At 45.2% G+C, this 18,679-nt stretch carries 17 protein-coding genes and 2 riboswitches; of the genes, 13 read left to right on the top strand and 4 right to left on the bottom strand.

The window, feature by feature from the left end; translation table 11 throughout:
• Window positions 1–17 precede the first annotated feature (17 nt).
• The 11 genes from ASL11_RS32620 (at window position 18) to ASL11_RS32575 (ending at window position 8,511) form a co-directional block, all read left to right on the top strand.
• Window positions 18–1,394, top strand: coding sequence for a UDP-glucose dehydrogenase family protein (locus ASL11_RS32620; RefSeq protein WP_056624536.1), 1,377 nt, complete (start codon window positions 18–20; stop codon window positions 1,392–1,394).
• Window positions 1,369–2,397, top strand: coding sequence for an NAD-dependent epimerase/dehydratase family protein (locus tag ASL11_RS32615; RefSeq protein WP_056624533.1), 1,029 nt, complete (start codon window positions 1,369–1,371; stop codon window positions 2,395–2,397). Before ASL11_RS32620 ends, ASL11_RS32615 begins: the two co-directional genes overlap by 26 nt.
• A gap of 136 nt (window positions 2,398–2,533) precedes the next feature.
• A riboswitch (cyclic di-GMP riboswitch) is annotated at window positions 2,534–2,621 on the top strand.
• 46 nt (window positions 2,622–2,667) lie between these two features.
• Window positions 2,668–2,796, top strand: coding sequence for a hypothetical protein (locus ASL11_RS37935; RefSeq protein ID WP_268796258.1), 129 nt, complete (start codon window positions 2,668–2,670; stop codon window positions 2,794–2,796).
• 516 nt (window positions 2,797–3,312) lie between these two features.
• Window positions 3,313–4,026 carry a hypothetical protein gene (locus ASL11_RS32610; protein WP_056624530.1) on the top strand — a complete coding sequence of 238 codons (714 nt, stop codon included), beginning with the start codon at window positions 3,313–3,315 and terminating at the stop codon, window positions 4,024–4,026.
• Window positions 4,027–4,062: 36 nt separating this feature from the next.
• A complete protein-coding gene (locus tag ASL11_RS32605) occupies window positions 4,063–4,626 on the top strand; it encodes a hypothetical protein (RefSeq protein WP_056624526.1) in 564 nt (187 codons plus the stop codon).
• Window positions 4,627–4,649: 23 nt separating this feature from the next.
• Window positions 4,650–5,621 (top strand): copper amine oxidase N-terminal domain-containing protein, encoded by a 972-nt coding sequence (locus ASL11_RS32600; RefSeq protein WP_056624523.1) that lies wholly within the window; start codon window positions 4,650–4,652, stop codon window positions 5,619–5,621.
• 97 nt (window positions 5,622–5,718) lie between these two features.
• A complete protein-coding gene (locus ASL11_RS37270) occupies window positions 5,719–6,129 on the top strand; it encodes a hypothetical protein (protein ID WP_157257135.1) in 411 nt (136 codons plus the stop codon).
• A 206-nt stretch (window positions 6,130–6,335) separates the two neighbouring features.
• Window positions 6,336–7,259: an NAD(P)/FAD-dependent oxidoreductase gene (locus ASL11_RS32590; protein WP_056624517.1), complete on the top strand. Its 924-nt coding sequence runs from the start codon at window positions 6,336–6,338 to the stop codon at window positions 7,257–7,259.
• A gap of 26 nt (window positions 7,260–7,285) precedes the next feature.
• Window positions 7,286–7,525 carry a glutaredoxin family protein gene (locus ASL11_RS32585; RefSeq protein WP_056624514.1) on the top strand — a complete coding sequence of 80 codons (240 nt, stop codon included), beginning with the start codon at window positions 7,286–7,288 and terminating at the stop codon, window positions 7,523–7,525.
• A gap of 30 nt (window positions 7,526–7,555) precedes the next feature.
• Entirely contained in the window at window positions 7,556–8,125 is a 570-nt protein-coding gene (locus ASL11_RS32580) for a peroxiredoxin (RefSeq protein WP_056624511.1), read from the top strand.
• A gap of 116 nt (window positions 8,126–8,241) precedes the next feature.
• Window positions 8,242–8,511 carry a hypothetical protein gene (locus ASL11_RS32575; protein WP_056624509.1) on the top strand — a complete coding sequence of 90 codons (270 nt, stop codon included), beginning with the start codon at window positions 8,242–8,244 and terminating at the stop codon, window positions 8,509–8,511.
• Between the two features lie 503 nt (window positions 8,512–9,014).
• On the opposite strand, the gene ASL11_RS32565 is transcribed toward ASL11_RS32575, so the two are convergent.
• Window positions 9,015–10,085, bottom strand: a complete 1,071-nt coding sequence (locus ASL11_RS32565; RefSeq protein WP_056624504.1) for a LacI family DNA-binding transcriptional regulator — start codon at window positions 10,083–10,085, stop codon at window positions 9,015–9,017.
• Window positions 10,086–10,329: 244 nt separating this feature from the next.
• On the opposite strand from ASL11_RS32565, the gene ASL11_RS32560 reads away from it, so the two are divergent.
• Together ASL11_RS32560 and thiC are read left to right on the top strand one after the other, a co-directional pair.
• The gene (locus ASL11_RS32560; RefSeq protein WP_056624501.1) at window positions 10,330–13,449 is read left to right on the top strand and encodes an alpha-amylase family protein; all 3,120 of its coding nucleotides are present in this window, start codon (window positions 10,330–10,332) and stop codon (window positions 13,447–13,449) included.
• A 182-nt stretch (window positions 13,450–13,631) separates the two neighbouring features.
• Window positions 13,632–13,741, top strand: a riboswitch (TPP riboswitch).
• Between the two features lie 92 nt (window positions 13,742–13,833).
• The gene (gene thiC, locus ASL11_RS32555; RefSeq protein ID WP_056624498.1) at window positions 13,834–15,609 is read left to right on the top strand and encodes a phosphomethylpyrimidine synthase ThiC; all 1,776 of its coding nucleotides are present in this window, start codon (window positions 13,834–13,836) and stop codon (window positions 15,607–15,609) included.
• A 231-nt stretch (window positions 15,610–15,840) separates the two neighbouring features.
• Here thiC and bioC read toward each other — a convergent pair whose 3' ends face one another.
• From bioC to bioF, 3 genes are read right to left on the bottom strand one after another with little or no spacing between them, the layout of a single operon-like run.
• The gene (gene bioC, locus ASL11_RS32550; protein ID WP_056624497.1) at window positions 15,841–16,713 is read right to left on the bottom strand and encodes a malonyl-ACP O-methyltransferase BioC; all 873 of its coding nucleotides are present in this window, start codon (window positions 16,711–16,713) and stop codon (window positions 15,841–15,843) included.
• Window positions 16,703–17,497 (bottom strand): alpha/beta hydrolase, encoded by a 795-nt coding sequence (locus tag ASL11_RS32545; RefSeq protein WP_056624494.1) that lies wholly within the window; start codon window positions 17,495–17,497, stop codon window positions 16,703–16,705. Before ASL11_RS32545 ends, bioC begins: the two co-directional genes overlap by 11 nt.
• Window positions 17,494–18,672: an 8-amino-7-oxononanoate synthase gene (gene bioF, locus ASL11_RS32540; RefSeq protein ID WP_200962494.1), complete on the bottom strand. Its 1,179-nt coding sequence runs from the start codon at window positions 18,670–18,672 to the stop codon at window positions 17,494–17,496. The genes ASL11_RS32545 and bioF overlap by 4 nt, the downstream gene beginning before the upstream one ends.
• Window positions 18,673–18,679: the final 7 nt, after the last annotated feature.

Genomic DNA, 18,679 nt, shown 5'->3' with positions numbered 1-18,679 from the left:
GACTGGAGGGGGACGCGATGTTTAAAATAGCAGTAGCAGGAACAGGATACGTCGGCTTAGTAGCAGGTGCGTGTTTCGCAGAGGTTGGGCACCATGTAACTTGCGTTGATATCGACGAAAATAAAGTAAACTTAATGAAATCAGGTGTCTCACCAATTTATGAAGATGGCTTGGAAGCGTTAATGCAGAAGAATTATGCTGCAGGAAGACTTGAATTTACTACTGATTACAGATCAGCTTATAAAGAGGCAGACGTAATTTTTATAGGAGTAGGAACACCTGAGCAGCCTGATGGTTCTGCTAATTTGTCGTATATTGCAACTGTTGCAAGACAAATTGCTGAAACGATAGTGAAAGATTGTCTTGTTGTAGTGAAATCTACAGTTCCAGTCGGAACAAATGATAAAGTGGAACAATTCATTAATGATTTTTTGGTGAATGATGTGAGAGTAGAAGTAGCATCAAACCCTGAGTTCCTGGCTCAAGGATCTGCAGTACACGATACTCTCTACGCTGAAAGGATTATTATTGGAACTGAAAGCAATTGGGCTGAAGAACAACTGAAGGGGATATATGAACCTTTTCATTTACCAATTGTTTCAGTAAATAGAAGATCAGCAGAAATGATTAAATATGCAGCAAATGACTTCCTTGCGCTTAAGATATCTTATATGAATGATATAGCCAATCTTTGTGAGCTTGTGGGAGCGGATATTCAAGCTGTTGCAAAAGGCATGAGTTTTGATGAAAGAATCGGTAGTAAATTCTTAAATGCAGGAATTGGTTACGGTGGTTCATGTTTTCCGAAGGATACAAAAGCGCTTGAATATATGGCAAGACAACATGGATATGAACTAAGGACTGTGAAGGCTGCAATTGATGTGAATAATGAGCAAAAGACTGTACTATTTAACAAAGCTAGTAAGAGACTAATTACTTTTAATGGACTAAAGGTCGCAATTCTAGGTCTAACATTCAAGCCAGGCACAGATGATTTAAGAGAAGCTGCTTCACTTGAGAACGTGCCATTATTGTTAGAGCAAGGAGCGGAGATCTATGCTTATGACCCAATAGGAAGCACGAATTTCAGAAGTGCATATCCTGAAGGAAGGATTAATAAAGGAAGCATTACATATGTTGAACAAATTGATGACGCGTTAAAAGATGCAAATGTCTGCTTTATTTTTACTGAATGGGGAGATATCAAAGCAGTCCCTCCTGAGACTTTTGAAAAATTGATGAGAACTCCACTGGTCTATGATGGAAGAAATATCTTTAATGTAGCTGATATGAGAGATGCAAGAGTGGAATATCATTCTATTGGACGTACATCAGCATCGAGAGAAGAAATAAAGGAGTTGAAGAACCTTGCATTACAAAGCGTTAGATCCTAGTAAAGTGTATTTGATAACAGGAGCGGCAGGATTTATCGGGTATTTCTTATCTAGGAAGCTTTTAGAACAGGGTTGCACTGTGATTGGATTAGATAATCTAAATGACTATTACGATGTGAAACTTAAAAATACTCGTTTAGAGCTACTAAAACAGCATGAGAACTTTAATTTTATAAAAGTCGATATTTCAGAAAAGTCTACGATTACAAATATCTTTAAAGAGTACAAACCGAATATAGTCGTAAATCTAGCAGCTCAAGCAGGAGTTCGGTATTCTATAGAAAACCCAGATGTGTATATACAAAGTAATGTTATCGGCTTTTATAATATTCTTGAAGCATGTAGAGAATTTCCTGTGGAACACCTCGTGTATGCATCTTCCAGCTCTGTTTACGGTGCAAACAAGAAGGTGCCTTTTGAAGAAACAGATTTCGTGGATCATCCAGTTTCACTCTATGCGTCTACGAAAAAAACAAACGAATTAATGGCACATACATATAGCCACTTGTATAAGATACCTGCTACAGGACTTCGGTTCTTCACGGTTTATGGGCCTATGGGACGACCAGATATGGCTTATTTTGGATTCGCAGATAAGTATTTTGCTGGTGAGCCAATTAAGATATTTAATAATGGCGATTTTGAAAATGACCTTTACCGTGACTTTACATTCATCGATGACATCGTAACGGGAATCGAGCGATTACTAGGAAAACCTCCTGCAGAGTCTGCACCTCATAAGGTCTTTAATATAGGGAATAGCAGCCCAGAAAAGCTTATGACATTTATAGAAACTTTGGAACGAGCTTTAAGCAAAGCTCTGGATAAAGAGGTATTATTTAATAAGGTGTATGAGCCTATAAAACCTGGGGATGTGCCAGCAACTTATGCATCTACAGAATTATTGGAGAAAGCTATTGGTTTTAGGCCAAAGACATCAATAGAAGATGGTTTGCAGAGATTTGCGGACTGGTACGTAGAGTATTATAAAATTGGGAAATAGAATATCTCTGTTAATTGTATAAATAATGACAACCTAGTACTTCCGCCCCTCCCACAATCCAAAAATCACGACGAATTGACCATTGCTGCAAACTATGGATTTGCTACAATAGGTATATAAGTCAATCACATAAATCGGACGATAATGGCAAAGCTGATGAAAATCAGTGACGCAAAGCTATAGGGACTAAGCTGGTTATGCCAGTATGTCAGCCAGCTTCCGAATCATCGTGCCTCCCAGTGATTTATGTGAAATCGAGGAGGGAATTATATGGATAAGTTTTGGCATTCTTTTTGGTTGAGATTTAATGAGGTTATCCTGGATAGCTGCATCTGTGATGTTGAGCGAACGAAGATTTTTAATAAAATTAGCTATCATCGTACGAAATTGTATACATAGTGAAAGCACCCCAAAGGGTGCTTTTTTCGTTCACTGTCTTTTTGACGCCGCGGGTATTGTTTTAAGATAGAAATAGGACTACTGACTATGACTTTGGTCCCTCTTCAAATGTCGAATCCTCAAGTATAATGAAATTATTCGTTGCTTGTACCAAACAGTTATTTTGGACTGTCGGTGAAGCGTCTGCGTTTAAACCCCCAGAATTTAATCCAAATTGCGCCTTCATCATCCTTGAAAAGCTTGATACCTAGTAGTTTCAATGGAGTCCATACTTCCGTAAAATAGTAATTAGGCAAGCGCATCGTCTCCCGTGTATGATGTATATTACTCTCTAATATAACCGCTCTCAATTGAAAAGTATGTCGAAATTTGTCATCTGGTTTGTGTGGTGATTATTTTTGCGTTCTAATGCACTTCGTGGTGCATTTTTTTTGCGTTTTCTGCGACAATATGTGACTTCTGGGCTCATAGAGTTTATAATAAACATATCTATTATGTGACTTGGTTGGTGAATATATGAAGAAAAAGAAGTGGACGAAGCGACTAGTATGGGTAGGAAGTAGTACTGCTCTGCTGCTTGTAATTGGGTATTTTGGCATGAATATAGCTATGTCTTATTTCCTGGATTCGATGATTCCCTCTATGCCTTTGGAGATCAGTCAAGCGGTTGATGAAGAGACTAGTTTAATAGTTTCTGATGTTAGTGATGTTAATAGTAAAACAAACGCAACACCAGCAACGAAGGAGTCTACTAATCCCACTATGAATAAGCTAGATGATGCATCGGCTACGCTTAAACCGAAAGGGACGACGATTCCGTTAGATACGCCAAATGAGAAACAAGTTACTAGTTCAGCTACTCAGAAGACGAATGATTCTAAGAGTGTTGATCAGATTTCTACACCATCTCCAGCAACGTCGAAGAATGGGACAGGCTATGAGGCCCAAATTACGACGGAGAAAGCAAAAGAGGTCCAGGATTCGATCACGCTCAAGGAGAAGGCTTCGGTGACTTCGGTGCTTTTGAAGAAATTAAGTGCGTCGGATCTCCAACTGTTTGCGAAGATGGCTGGTAATGGTTTATCTGTTGATGAAAAGAAGAAAGCCAAGGATATTATTCTGCAGAAGCTATCGGAAGACGAGTATAACCAATTGATTGGAATTGCAGCGAAGTATGGGTTAAGTCAAGGGAAGAAATATGCAGAAACGCAGCCGAAGACTACAAAGTAATGTAATCACAGATGCAAACTACAGTAGGGGGTTGAGATGAGAAAAAGGCTCATACTGACGATCATTGTGCTAGGTATGCTAGGAGTTGGCGGTTATACGGCGTATAGTTATGCGATGAATGTGATTGCAGACAAAATAGCCAATCAACTCGTTGTGGATAGTGAGTCAAGCCAGCAATGGTTGAATTCCATGGATGTGTCCGCTATTGCAGATACGATTGAAATTCCTCCTGCTGTTACACCGAGTGCTGAGAATCCGAAGTCTGTTAGCGAAGATAATTCGAATGGGAAAGTGATCTCTAAGAACTCGAATGAACAGGTCAACGCAGCCAATACTGTGAAGGGGCAAGTGCCAACAACGGGAAATGAACAGAAGAGTTCGACTGCAACGGAGAAGAAGGAAGCTGTTCAATTTGATAATAAGCAGGAGGCTGTAAAGTTCGTGATGAGCCGTTTCTCGGCATCAGAGCTCAACAGGCTTAGGCAAATGGCCAGCGGTGGACTAACACCTGAGAAGAAGGCGGAACTGAAGAAGATCGCGTATACGAAGTTTACATCGGCAGAAATCGCAGCAGTACAGAGAGTGGTTTCTTCCCAATAATACATAGAAGAGGTGTTCAGGAAGTGAAAGCAAGACTACGAATGAAAGCAATTACAGGATTATCCCTAGCAGTGATGATGGGAGTTTCTGCGCAAGCATCAGCAGCACAAGCACCAATGGATGTGGATGTGTATCAGGTTCCGATGCATTTTACGTTTGACGGAAAGGAATATGCACCGCCAGAGGGTCAGCAGGGTTTCATCTATGAAGGCACTACATATGTTCCCATTCGATTCGTGTCCTACTCACTGGATAAAGCTGTCAACTGGGATCCAAATACATACACGGTAACGATTGCTGAGCCTAAGGCGACAGATAAAATTAATATTAGTGAATATAAATTAAATACACAGGTTTTTTCGAAAAGTACGGAGAAGTTCGATAAATCGAAGTTGGCTCCAAGTAATTTGAAGGTATATAAAGAGAAAATTAATTATGTTTTTGATGGTGTTAAGAAGAGCCCGTCTGATGAACTGCCTGGGTATATTGTTGATGGTAGTTTGTTTGTACCTATTCGTTTCTTCTCAGAATCTGTTGGCAAAACAATTAACTGGGATCCGGAAACGTACTCGGTGTCCGCGGTTACGAAGGAAGAGAAGAAGCCTGAGGTGAAATTGCCTGAAGTGAAACCAGAGACGAAGCCTGTAACACCGCCAATAATTGGTGGTGGAGGCGGTGGTGGTGGCGGAATCACAAAACCATCTGAAGCTTCGATTAATGCTGAGGCAAAAGAAAGAATGTCAGCGCTTCAGTCAGAAGCAGCTGGCGTGTTGCTTGATTTGTATGCTAAATATCTTGCAACACATGATGAGAGCTTAAAAGCAAAAGCTAGAGAGTACATCAGAGAAACATCAGATAAAAAGTTTGAGCAAATCATGAGTGACACTGAAACGAAGTTAACGTCGAATGGATACGATAGGTCAATTATTGATACTTATAGAAGTGATTATGAGAAAACGAAGGCAGATCAAGAGGAAGCACTCAAAAACAAATAATGCGCCCATTTTTGGGCTTTCGTTCACCGAGTAGGCAATCGCACACATACAGTATAGTAGAAAATCAAACTATACAGAGAATGTGAGTGATTCCGATATGACGAAGCGTGAAGATCAAGAATTTCGTCCACCGCTCGGAGGGCATGGTGGCGGTATAGGAGGCGGTATAGGACATGGACCTGGCGGAATTGGAGGCCCTGGAGGTATTGGCCACGGCCCAGGAGGCATTGGAGGCATTGGAGGTCCAGGTCACTTCCCTGGTGGACCCGGCCATTTCCCAGGAGGTCCTGGACATTTTCCCGGTGGCCCAGGCCACTTCCATGGCGGAGGCTTTAACAATGTACTACCTTGGGTAGTGGCTCCATTACTATATGGTGCGGCGACACAACCATACTACCCACCATATTATCCGTACCCATATCCATATCCTTATCCCTACCCACCATACTATCAGCAATATCCACCATACCCGACGTACCCTGTGATCAGGGAAGAGGATGATTTGTAGTCTCCAGCATTTAAAATCAAAGCTGCCTAACGAGTAGGGCCCCCCTGCTTGTTAGGCAGCTTTTTTTCTTCTGTTGTCTATTAATATTATTAATTAGAATTATTATAAATAAGGTTGACTTTATTTTTATTTTATTTATAATAATTATTATCTGATATCGATTATCAATGAAATGAAAGAGGCTGTATGGAAGGAGTGCATCACCGATGTATGATGTCATTATTGTTGGAGCTGGTCCCGCTGGAGCTTCTGCGGCGATTTATACAGCACGAGGGAATTTGAAAACATTAGTTATCGATAAAGCACCGAATACAGGAGCATTAGCCATCACGCACAAAATTGCGAATTATCCCGGCGTCATTGGCGAATTGTCAGGTAAGGATCTGCTGGATACGATGCGCGACCAAGCCAAAGGCTTCGGGGCTGAGTTCATCCAAACGACGATTACGGATGTGGATGTCGAAGGCGATACGAAGTATGTGTTTACCGCTGATGGGATGTTTGAAGGCAAGGCGATCATCATTGCAACGGGTTCTAAGGGACGTAACCGCATGCTGCCTGGTGAGGAGAATCTGATGGGGCGCGGCGTGAGTACGTGTGCGACGTGTGATGGTGCATTTTTCGAAGGGAAAACGGTCGCAGTGATCGGGGATTCGGAAGAAGCGCTGGAAGAAGCCCAGGCGCTAAGCAAGTTCACGAAATCCATTCATTTCATCGTGCCTCGACCTGAGCTGCAAGGCGTTCACCACGTTCCAGAGTTGAAAGGCACGAACATTCTTTATAAGACGAAGCCGCTCGAGGTTCTTGGCGATAAGCAAGTGCAAGGTCTCAAAATTCGTACAAGCTCTGGTGGCGAGGAAGTGCTGGATGTAGATGGTGTCTTCGTTTTCCTTTCTGGCAGTAAGCCAGGTACGGATTTCTTACAGGATCAAGTTCCTCTGGATGAGGATGGTTTTATGATCTTAGACAGCTCGATGCAGTCGCCAGTTGCGGGTGTTTTCGGTGCAGGAGAAGTTAGACGAACCCCTGTGAAACAAGCGGTTGTTGCCGCTGCAGATGGTGCGATTGCCGCCATGGCGGTCGATAAATTCATTAATAAACGGGCTCAATTGATCCCGCAATACAAATAATTTAACCTTTTGGGAGATGACCAACTATGTCTAATGTAATCGTATATTCCAGTACTAACTGCCCTTATTGTGTCCAACTGAAAAAATATTTAACGGATCAGCAAGTCGGTTTTGAAGAAAGAAACATCGATTTGAATGATCAATTCGGACAAGAACTGCACGATATGGGCCTCATGTCCTTGCCTGTCACTGTCATCGGTGAGCACAAAATTCTTGGTCTTAACGTCACCAAACTCAAAAAAGCACTAGCCGAAATCGCTAGCTAATCCAATCCATAAACCAAAGGAGATAACATCATGACACAACAACTAACCGTTCAATCACCTGCTACTTTTGCTAAAATAGGGCTGCCAGCCCCGAGCTTCAACTTGCTCTCCACGAAAAATATGGAAACACTTGAAGAAAAAATCTCGCTCGAGGATTACCGCGGCAGATGGCTCGTGTTCTTCTTCTGGCCTTTCGATTTTACATTCGTGTGCCCGACGGAAATTACCGCATTCAGCGATCATTACGAGCAGTTCCTTGACCTAGATTGTGACATCGTAGGTGCATCTGTAGACAGTGTCTACACGCATCGTGCATGGACACAAACACCGCGCGATCAAAGCGGTATTGGACCTGTGAAGTTCCCATTGGTCAGTGACTTCTCCAAAGAAACAGCACGTGCCTATGGCGTCCTAGATGATGAGACAGGTGCTGCTCACCGTGGCTTGTTCATTATTGATCCGGATGGCGTACTACGCTATCAAGTGGTTACGGATATGAATGTAGGTCGTTCGGTTGACGAGACGCTTCGTGTACTTCAAGCACTGCAAGCTGGCGGTCTGTGCCCAGCGAACTGGAAGCCAGGCGATCGCACGTTGTAAACCAAAGAGCCCTAATCGACATCTTGTCGGTTGGGGCTTTTTCCCCTACTCGTATTCGTATCCCCATTTGAAGTATAATGAGTAAACTACAGGCAGATAGTGAGGTCGAATGCAGCATGGCGTCCATTGCGGACAAGGTATTTATGGGTTCTTTAATTTTGATGATGGTAGCTGTTGTCGTTAGCGGGATTGGCTTTCAATTCGTGAATTGGAAATCGCAGGTGACCAATGAACTTGAGGGAGAAACGCAGACGAGCAGCAGTCGAAAGAAATCCGTTATGGATCGACAAGATAAAAGTCTGAAACGCATCGGGCGTTCTTATTTATTTTGGATTGCACTTGCGGGTATGCTCATTTCTATAGGGTTAAGTTATTTATCTAAATAGGTAGTTGGAAAAAAGCGTATAGCTGCTCATGTTCATGATGAGTGTGCTGTACGCTTTATTTGTGTAATTCCAGGTGGCGACAAAAATCTACATGAAACGATTTACAAGATTCTCCAACATTTTCATTGAATGTGCGTTATAAAGAATATAAATATTCTTAATAAAGGAAGGGAATGTTGAATTATGAAAACTTACTCTCAATTGAAAACCGAAATTCAAACGATATCGGATGAAATATCTTTGTTATATAAGATACAAGATGAACTAAACAAGCACTTACAGGAAGTTTGTCTCCACGAGAACAAAATTACCCTAGACAATGTTGAATATTCAGGAATGCTACAAAGCATTGATTACTGTATGGATTGCAGAAAACCATTATCACTTGATAGTTACGCATCAAGTGTTTAAACGAACTTAGTTAGTTTTAGATTTCTTTATGCTAGAACGCAGAACAGTGAATAAGCACGCCTTATTAGGCGTGCTTATTCACTGTTCTTAAATTAACCAGAATCCCGCGCAATAAAACGAGAAGATAACACCACTTTCTCCACCTGTCTCCCCTGATGCTGCAGTCGGTACAGCAGTGTTTCTACAGCTCGAATACCAAGGGCTTCTTTCCCGAGCTCAATTGTACTTAGCGCAGGAGTCGCATAAGCGGCTGCTTCAATATTGTCCAACCCGATGACTTTAACTTGACTAGGCACATCGAGGCCATGACGCTTCAGGATCGGCAACAACGCTAGCGCGAGGTGGTCATTGGCGCAAACAAACCCATCGGGCATGGTTTCCGGCGTCAATGCCGCGACTTTGCGCTCCAATTGGTGAAGCATGTGAGGACCGGAATAGGCAATTTGCCATTTCTTCAAATGGTAGTGCTCAGCGGGTCCAGCCATATCTTCGAGGGCCATGCGACAGCCCCACCATCGCTCTTTGAAGCTTACGGCGAATTGATCATCTCCGATGAAAATAACACGCTTCGCGCCAGCGGAGAGCAGGCGTTGACAGGCCATTTTGCCAGCATCCAAATTATTATTGAGCACACAATCGACTTCGATGAGCGGTTCATGATGGTCAATGAGGACGAGTGGAATCCCACTCTGTTTCAATGAAATAACAGACTGAGCAGGAAAGGTGCCTGCTAGCAGCTGCCCTATGCAATGCGACGGATCGAGATAGGAAGGCATTTGCAATCCCAGTTGATGATGAGGTGCGATAGGAACGATGAGATGCTCAAAGCCCAACTCTTTGCTGGCTGCGGCAATACCGGTGAGAACCTTTCCCCAAAAAGGGTTGTCCTCTAAATAGGTAGACTGAATCCACACCAAGATATAGGGAGTGATTTCAGTTTTGGCGTGTGTATCTCCAATGACATGGCTGATAGATTGATGATGAGTTGGCGTGCGTTGTGGGTGCTTCTGCTTGAGGGTATATCCCATCGCTTTCGCAGTCTCCTGAATACGAAGACGGTTCTCTTCACTGACGCCTGATTTACCAGATAGTGCTTGAGAAACCGTATATTTGGACATACCTAGTCGGTCAGCAATTTGCTGCATGGAAACTTTTGGGCTCATGAGTGACATCCTTCAATGTTATACATACGTTAATTTTTCGAATCGAACCTAACAAATCTATTGTTCCTGATCAGGCGGATATTGTCAATGTGCGTTTATATAATGGAGTTATACAAAAAAAGATTGACCGCAACTCAGAAAGTGAGTAAATTATGTTCATAATTACGAGTTGTTAGCCTAACAAAAATAACAAAATGCATATGAATTGACGATTGAACCCACACATCGATTTGGAGGATGAAGCATGCTTACAACGATCATATTTTACGATCCCACATTTCCATATGAAGGAATTCGACCCGATGACAAGGCTGTTGCACAGCTTGGAGAAATAGGAAGAGTGGTAGGAGCGGAGGGGCTAGAAGCGGCGCTGCAGCAGGGGGCAGATAACTTTATCCATCTTCACGGACGTTACTTTCCGAAGTCAGCTTGGCATGCAATTTTGACTCATGCGCGTAAGGGCAAAGGATTCGTACATCTGGGCAGCGCACCTTTTCGAGTACCGGCTTACCTAGGCTCAGAGGGCTGGGAGCTGGAAATCGAGCAGACAGCCTACCATCAGCAGCTTCAAATTCATGAGATCCTTTCCGTAGACGACGCACCTATTGTCAGCTATACCGCGAATGCCGAGTTACCGTTGCTAGCAGGCAAAGAAAATCTGTTCGCCATTCAACCGACGGTTGGATTCGCGCTGCATGTGACACGTACCGATGATCATCCAGGTCAAATAGGTTCTAGTGGTCCGATGGATGCGCATTTCACGCCATTGTTAAAGGGGATATCGAAGGAAGGACGCGAGGTGGCTGCGCCGATCGTGCTTCTTGAGAATACGAAGGGGGCATTCGCAGGGGGCCGGTGGATTTTCGCCAATGTGGTCACGGATGAAACTTTTTGGGGTAACGGGGGAGCTTCACTAGTAGGTGAGTTATCCGCATATACGAAGCGAGGCGTTACGGAAATATGGTTCAAGCCGAACTACGCTTGTTATGATCCGGGCGACCGCGCAGCTTTGACGGTTCAATTGCAAACACTTGCGAATCGTACAGGTACTGCGTCGGAGAATACGTCTTGGACATTCCATGTCCAAGTATCGAAAGACGGTGCAACAACACCGATCTGGACGACGGAATTCATGATGAATGCGTCACGCGAGCTCTCTTTTAAAAAGGTAAATATTCCTGTTGATATTGAAGCGGGTTATTATACAGCGGTTTGTAAGGCGGTAGCGAATACGGGGGAAACGCGCACGTTTAACCAAGGCTTCTGGGGATATGACGCCGAGTTGCTGCGCGAAGGGACGCCGATCTCTTGTGATCGCGACTACTTCTGGAAGGACGGACGTCCGCTCCCGATCGTTGGGATGACGTATATGACGAGCGATGTGGCGAGGAAGTTTTTGTTCTTGCCAAACGTTTCCGTGTGGGATCGCGATATTGCGCAAATGGTTAAAGCGGGCATCAACCTGCTTCGTACTGGGGTGTGGTCAGCTTGGCGTCAAATCATGTTCGTAGACGGACATCCGTATGAGGAAGTGCTGCGCAGCATTGATGCTTTTATTTTGACTTGCAAAAGACATGGGATCGAAGTCACATTTAATTTCTTCTCTTTTACACCAGAGCTGTGGGAAGGCGTGAATCCATACTTGGATCCGCGCAGCGTGGAGGCGCAGAAACGATTTATCTCTTCGGTGGTGTCCAGACATAAGGAAACGACGAATGTGCATTGGGATCTGATCAATGAGCCGTCGATGTTCAATCCGAGTAAGCCTTTTGCGGGGCCACAGTCGGCGCATGATGCTTTCGAGCATGAGGCGTATGTCGCTTGGTTGGAGGAGCGTCATGGGGATATTCGCAAGCTGCAAGAGCGTTGGAATATGTCTCCTGCGGAACTGCCGAGCTTTGCTAGTGTCCGCTTGTTGGATCCTTCTGAAGTGAACATGAGCACGACGGAAACGGTGGAGAAAAAAGGTTCCCCTTGGCTGGACTATACCCTATTCACCATGGACATGCACAATCGCTGGGCGAAGGAATTGATCGCGACAATTCGCAGTATCAACCCCGCACAGTTGGCGACTGTGGGACAGGATGAGGGATTGGGCGCGCAGCGGCCATCGCCATTCTTTTATGCAGAAGCTGTGGATTATACGACGGTGCATACGTGGTGGTTGATGGATCAGTTGGTGTGGGATGGCATTTTCTCCAAGGCGCCGACGAAGCCGAGTTTGATTCAAGAAACAGGCATTATGTATGTAGAGACGGCAGATGGCCGTGCGAAGCGTTCGGAGTATGAGTTGCGTAATATTTTGGAACGCAAATATGCCTATGCCTTCTCGACAGGTGGAGCGGGTGCTGTTCAGTGGATATGGAATATTAACTTCTATATGAATAATATCAATGAGTCGCATATTGGTGCGCTGCGAGCAGATGGGACGGAGAAACCGGAAGCAGATGTTTCCTACGATTTCGGTGCATTCATGGGAGAGATTCGTGATCTCTTCGTTGGCCGCAAATTAGAGGATGTCGTGGCTGTGTTCCCGTATTCGAATGACTTTTCCACGCGCAAAGTAGCCGGTGATGCAACAGCGAAGCTGACTCGCACTTTAGCTTATGGGATGAACGTACCGTTCCGCGGGTTGAGCGAGTATCATCTTGAGGTATTGACGTCGGATCAACCGAAGTTAATTATTGTGCCAAGTGCGCATAACTTCAGTGATGCCGCGCTGGAGAAATTGACGACGCATGTCCGTGAGAATGGCGGAACGCTGCTGTTTACAGGGCCGCTTGGTTTGAATGAGTACTGGGCACCTGTCGCTCGGTTGACGGATATTGTAGGTGAAACAGTGCTGGGCAACATTGTCCGCGAGGAGGCGATGGTGCTGGACGGTGAGATGGTTCCTGTGTCCTTCGGAGGTGCACGGATCGCTGAATTGAATAAAGAGGTACCACTATCCGATGATGGAAAATGGAATTCGCAGCATGGCGTTGTTCGCAGTTATGAGCTGGGCAAAGGGCAGCTCATCTGGTGTCCACTCCCAGTGGAGCTTGGTGAGCGCGGTGATGTACTCGAGAAGCTGTACGCGTATGCGATGAAGTCAGCTGGTGTGGATGCGGAACTAACGTGGGTGAAAGGCGGGCAGTTGCCGGGCGTGTATGGGCGGAAGCTCAGCTTTGATAGCGGTTCGTTGTTCATCTTCGTCTCGGAGTTCAGCGTGGACACGCAGATCGAAGTGACGGATCCGGCAACGGGCCTGAGCTATGCGTTCGAACTGGAAGCCGAACGTACGGTGATGTTCGCCGTGAATTCTGTCGGCGAGTTGTTGGCAGTGTATCGACCTGAGCAGGTGCAGGTTGAGGTGAAGCAGTAGACGATTAGCGGGTAAGCTAATTGAAGAAGCCTCTGAATGAGATGTAATTCTCATTTGGAGGCTTTTGGTTTTTGGCGGGGGACAGGGAGAGCAGCAGGGTGTCGTCGATGAATGGCCCGCATGAATTAGATTTTGCCGGACTATTGCAATGTTTGGAATTAAAGTGTAGATTAAATACCTAAGTGCATAATCACGGGAGCTTGGTGAGACCAGGCTGAGAGGATAGTTATAACTATCGACCGTTAAACCTGATCTGGATAATGCCAGCGGAGGAACACAAGATCTCTTTGTATACCAAGAGACCGCCTCTATTTATAGATGCGGTCTTTTTTTCGCAGCATGAACCCTCCGCTTGATCAAAATCAACTATAGGAGGCAAGGCAAATGTCAATGGAAACTAGTAATGAAAAGGTCACATCATCAACATCCGCTTTTCCGGGAAGCAAAAAAGTTTATATCGAGGGCTCACGAAAGGACATCAGGGTCCCCATGCGTGAAATCAAATTGAGTCCTACTACTGGGGCTTACGGAGAGCAGGAAAACGCCCCTGTACGTGTATACGACACGAGTGGTGCTTACACAGATGAGGAAATCCAAACCGATATTCGTACAGGTATTGCGCCAAATCGTTTGAATTGGATTATAGAACGCGGCGATGTTGAAATGTATGAAGGAAGAACGATAAAACCGGAAGATAACGGATATACCAAGGAAGAGAACGTTACTGAAGTTTTTCCAGGCTTACATCGTCACCCAATGAGAGCGAAGACAGGTCGTAATGTAACCCAGATGCATTATGCACGGCAAGGTATCATCACGTCCGAAATGGAATATATCGCGATTCGCGAAAATGTATCTCCGGAATTTGTGAAAGACGAGGTCGCTCGTGGCAGAGCGATTATCCCTGCAAATATTAATCACCCTGAAAGTGAGCCTATGATTATTGGACGAAACTTTCTCGTTAAGATCAACGCGAATATTGGGAACTCAGCTGTCTCGTCTTCCATTGAAGAAGAAGTGGAAAAAATGAGATGGGCTACTCGCTGGGGCGCTGATAATATTATGGATCTTTCTACAGGTAAAAACATTCATACCACCCGGGAATGGATTATTCGCAATTCCCCTGTTCCTATTGGTACTGTGCCTATTTATCAAGCACTAGAGAAAGTGAATGGAAAAGCGGAAGATTTGACGTGGGAAGTGTACCGGGACACGCTTATTGAACAAGCTGAGCAAGGTGTCGATTACTTTACAATTCATGCTGGTGTTCTGCTGCGCTATGTTCCTCTTACGGCCAAACGAGTGACAGGTATTGTTTCACGTGGTGGATCCATTATGGCAGCATGGTGTCTCGCCCACCATCAGGAAAATTTTCTGTATACACATTTTGAAGAGATTTGTGAAATCATGAAAACCTATGATGTATCCTTCTCATTAGGGGACGGTTTACGCCCAGGATCCATTGCAGATGCGAATGATGAAGCCCAGTTTGCAGAACTTGAAACATTAGGTGAACTCACCAAAATCGCTTGGAAACATGATGTACAAGTCATGGTAGAAGGTCCTGGTCACGTACCCATGCATTTAATCAAAGAAAATATGGATAAACAACTTGAAATCTGTGACGAAGCTCCATTTTATACCTTAGGTCCGTTGACTACGGATATTGCGCCAGGCTATGACCATATCACTTCTGCTATTGGAGCAGCGATGATTGGCTGGTTTGGTACTGCCATGCTCTGTTATGTAACGCCTAAAGAGCATCTGGGCTTGCCCAATAAAAACGATGTTCGTGAAGGGGTTATCACTTATAAAATTGCTGCTCATGCCGCTGATTTAGCCAAAGGACACAAAGGTGCCATGGACCGCGATAATGCTTTATCCAAGGCACGTTTTGAATTCCGTTGGCATGATCAATTCAACTTATCCTTAGATCCGGAAAGAGCCATTGAATACCATGATGAGACACTTCCTGCAGAAGGTGCCAAGGTCGCTCATTTTTGTTCGATGTGTGGTCCTAAATTCTGCTCCATGCGGATTTCGCAAGATATCCGAGACTTCGCCAAACAACAGGGTCTTGAGGAAGCTCAAGCCATTGAAAAAGGGATGAGTGAAAAGTCCGAGGAGTTTAAGAAAGCGGGCCACGCCCTATATACGTAAGTAATGGTATAGAAAAACCTGAGGCTCTGCCTCAGGTCTTGGTGTAGTTCAAACTTTGGTGCTTGAAAAGGGGCTGAGACAAGGTTCCAACCTCTTTCTCTTCTACTCTTCGACTTCTGCTCTCCCTGTGGAGGTAGGATAGTCGAAAAAATCGACTATCTCGGAGGAACCCGGCACCTTGGGAGGTAGGATAGTCGAAAAAAGGGTTGCTGCGGCAACCCTTTTCCTTGTCTAACCTTCAGTTGATGCATGAAAAATAAGAAGATCGTAACTAGCAATGACACCTTCCTGTATGCCAAACTTAGCCTCGTATTCCTGATACATCTTAGCGAACAAGTCTCTCGTACTGATGCCAGGCAAAGCAACAGCTTCTGATGAGCTAGCTCCCATTCCTTTTACCGAAAAGAGGAAATCTCTTACGGTAGGATAGGTTTCCTTTCGAACCTCACGCTCATATTGGATGCTAGAAAACCCAACCTCAGTAAGCCATTCCTTCCACTGATCCGTCGATTGAAAGGATAAGCCATGCCTCTGCGGCTCTAAACCGCTAGCTCGATAAACTTCATGAAATGACTTGTGCAGTTCATGGAATGTATGGGGTCCGAAGGTAGTGAACACCAGCATTCCACCAGGACGAAGCAGCCGCCGAAGATGACCAAGCGTGTGCACTTGATTACTCAGCCATTGAAAGCAGGCATTCGAGACGATGAGATCAAACGAGGCAGAAGGAGCATCTATCGCCCACACCTCAACATCAGCTTCAAGAAATTGCAAGCGAGCGGATGAGCTTTGGTAGGACCCCGAATCGTATACGGCACTGGATAGGACTCGCTGTTCTGCCACTTTGATCATCTCAGGTGCGATGTCTAGTGCAGTAATAGATACGAATGACGACCACTCCTTCAGCAAAATTTCAGTCAGTGCACCCGTGCCGCAGCCGATTTCAAGGAGGTCGAGTCCCTCTGTGTAACTATCGTCCACCCACCCTTTGAGAGATTGAACAAGACGGTCTGCCAGACTTCGCTGCACACGAGCATGACGGTCATACGAACCCGATGAACTACGGTTAAATTGACGCCCAATCGCAGTTATCCTAGAGCTCATGCCACCATCTCCTCAGTTTATCAACTATGGCCGCTTCCCTATCCCAAAACGGTACATGCCCACAATCTGGAATGGTAAGTAGTTCTGCTTGAGGCAATCCTGCAACAAGCTCTAATGCAGCGCTGTAAGGACAAATCTTATCCTCAGTTCCGTGAACAACAAGAACGGGACAAGCGATAATCGGCAACTTCGTCAAGACTTCCTCACTTCGTAAAATCTGGAGACCAGAGATGAGCCCTGTGATTGTCCATTTACCAATAAATGGAAGTTCTCTCCCGACACCGGCTCCGGCTCTGAATTCAGCTTCCCTAAATAGGTTCTGTCGAAACCGGGTTTCAACCTCTTGCGGATTCTTCCTGAGCCCGATCATCATCTGTTGAATGGCAGCAACGGACCAACCGAGGTCCATCTCTTCCTTTGTCCGAGTGAATCGAGCGTTTGCCGCAAACAACACCAGTCCGTCCCCATAGCCTTTGGCCGCTAATTGCAGTGCCAATAGTCCACCAAGGGACCATCCGCAAATCAACAGCCTGCCACCATCACCACTCGAATGAGCAGCTATTCCATTTGAAGATAGGATATTCTTGGCGACCATTTCAATCAAGATCAACATTTCCTCAGGGGAACCAGCCTCACTGTAATCGACAGAAATATGATGAAAATCTGGCAATAACTCACGCATGGGATCGAAAACTTTATCGGACATACTCCAGCCTGTTAGCCACATGATGGTGGTACTAGCCTCTTGTCGAGTTTTCACTTCGTGGAACTGAGATGTCCTCATGGCTGCACAATTCCTAATCGTAGTCCGATATTTCGGATTCGTGCAGCTGCATCTCTCAGTTCCTTTTCTGTATGGGCCGCCGACAAGGAGAAACGGATTCGAGCAGTGCCAACCGGAACAGTAGGTGGACGTATGGCTGCTGCTGCAATGCCTTCATCTTCAAGTGCACGACTGAATCGTAAGGCCATATCGTTATCGCCGATGATCAGGGGCATAATCGGAGAGTCCCATTCATCAATCGTGAAACCAGATGCCCCCAACAAAGACCGAAATAACATGCTTAACGCGAATAGCTTTTCTCGCCGCCAATGTTCGCCTTGTACCAGAACTAACGCCTCTGAAACACCAGCTACAACAGAGGGAGGCAATGCGGTCGAATAGATGAGCGGCCTCGCTTTGTTCACCAGCCATCGAATGAGCGTGCGACTACCGCAGATATATGCGCCGTAGACACCGAACGATTTGCTGAACGTCCCCATATGTATATCCACATCATTTTGGATTGCAAGCTCATGACATAAGCCCTCTCCATGCTTCCCGTAAATCCCACCACTGTGCGCCTCATCTACCATCAGCATAGCTCCGTACTCGCGTTTGAGCGCGACCAATTCACGCAATGGCGCCTGATCACCATCCATCGAGAAGACAGCGTCTGTTACGATCAGCTTTCGCCGTTTATCTCGGTACTTATGCAAAAATGCCTGCAAATGAGCCATATCCTTATGACGGTACCGAGCGTGCTCCGCTCGACTCAAAATAATACCATCCACAATGCTTGCATGATTCCACTGATCACTGAAAACAACATCGCCTCTGCCAACTAACGCTGCAATAACACCGGAATTAGCCATATAGCCGTTTGCAAAAACAAGTGCTGCTTCATAGTTCTGCCAATAGGCTAACGCTTCTTCAAGACGATCATACGAGGGACGATTACCCGTCACAAGCCTTGAAGCACCTGAACCTGCTCCTTCTGTAAGCAGCTTCTCGCGCATCGCTTCAATAATGGCAGGATGCCCGGAAAGTCCCAGATAGTCATTGGAGGACAAGTTGAGCAGCCTTCGTTCTTCACGCACGGTGTAGCCTGGAGCTTCGCTTACTGGACTAGATGTTCGCAAGGAGCGCTCCAAAGAGGCATCAGCCAGAAACTCAAGTTCTTTTTCTATCCAATTCATAGTTGTC

This window comes from Paenibacillus sp. Soil750 (assembly GCF_001428045.1).
Taxonomy (GTDB): domain Bacteria; phylum Bacillota; class Bacilli; order Paenibacillales; family NBRC-103111; genus Paenibacillus_E; species Paenibacillus_E allorhizoplanae.
The sequence above is the reverse complement of the archived record's forward strand: the minus strand, read 5'-3'. Positions and strand labels throughout refer to the sequence as shown.

Coding starts and splice junctions, on each gene's coding strand:
- ASL11_RS32620 (WP_056624536.1), top strand. CDS start 18: ATGTTTAAAATAGCAGTAGCAGGAACAGGATACGTCGGCTTAGTAGCA.
- ASL11_RS37935 (WP_268796258.1), top strand. CDS start 2,668: ATGGATAAGTTTTGGCATTCTTTTTGGTTGAGATTTAATGAGGTTATC.
- ASL11_RS32610 (WP_056624530.1), top strand. CDS start 3,313: ATGAAGAAAAAGAAGTGGACGAAGCGACTAGTATGGGTAGGAAGTAGT.
- ASL11_RS32605 (WP_056624526.1), top strand. CDS start 4,063: ATGAGAAAAAGGCTCATACTGACGATCATTGTGCTAGGTATGCTAGGA.
- ASL11_RS37270 (WP_157257135.1), top strand. CDS start 5,719: ATGACGAAGCGTGAAGATCAAGAATTTCGTCCACCGCTCGGAGGGCAT.
- ASL11_RS32590 (WP_056624517.1), top strand. CDS start 6,336: ATGTATGATGTCATTATTGTTGGAGCTGGTCCCGCTGGAGCTTCTGCG.
- ASL11_RS32585 (WP_056624514.1), top strand. CDS start 7,286: ATGTCTAATGTAATCGTATATTCCAGTACTAACTGCCCTTATTGTGTC.
- ASL11_RS32580 (WP_056624511.1), top strand. CDS start 7,556: ATGACACAACAACTAACCGTTCAATCACCTGCTACTTTTGCTAAAATA.
- ASL11_RS32575 (WP_056624509.1), top strand. CDS start 8,242: ATGGCGTCCATTGCGGACAAGGTATTTATGGGTTCTTTAATTTTGATG.
- ASL11_RS32565 (WP_056624504.1), bottom strand. CDS start 10,085: ATGAGCCCAAAAGTTTCCATGCAGCAAATTGCTGACCGACTAGGTATG.
- ASL11_RS32560 (WP_056624501.1), top strand. CDS start 10,330: ATGCTTACAACGATCATATTTTACGATCCCACATTTCCATATGAAGGA.
- thiC (WP_056624498.1), top strand. CDS start 13,834: ATGTCAATGGAAACTAGTAATGAAAAGGTCACATCATCAACATCCGCT.
- bioC (WP_056624497.1), bottom strand. CDS start 16,713: ATGAGCTCTAGGATAACTGCGATTGGGCGTCAATTTAACCGTAGTTCA.
- ASL11_RS32545 (WP_056624494.1), bottom strand. CDS start 17,497: ATGAGGACATCTCAGTTCCACGAAGTGAAAACTCGACAAGAGGCTAGT.
- bioF (WP_200962494.1), bottom strand. CDS start 18,672: ATGAATTGGATAGAAAAAGAACTTGAGTTTCTGGCTGATGCCTCTTTG.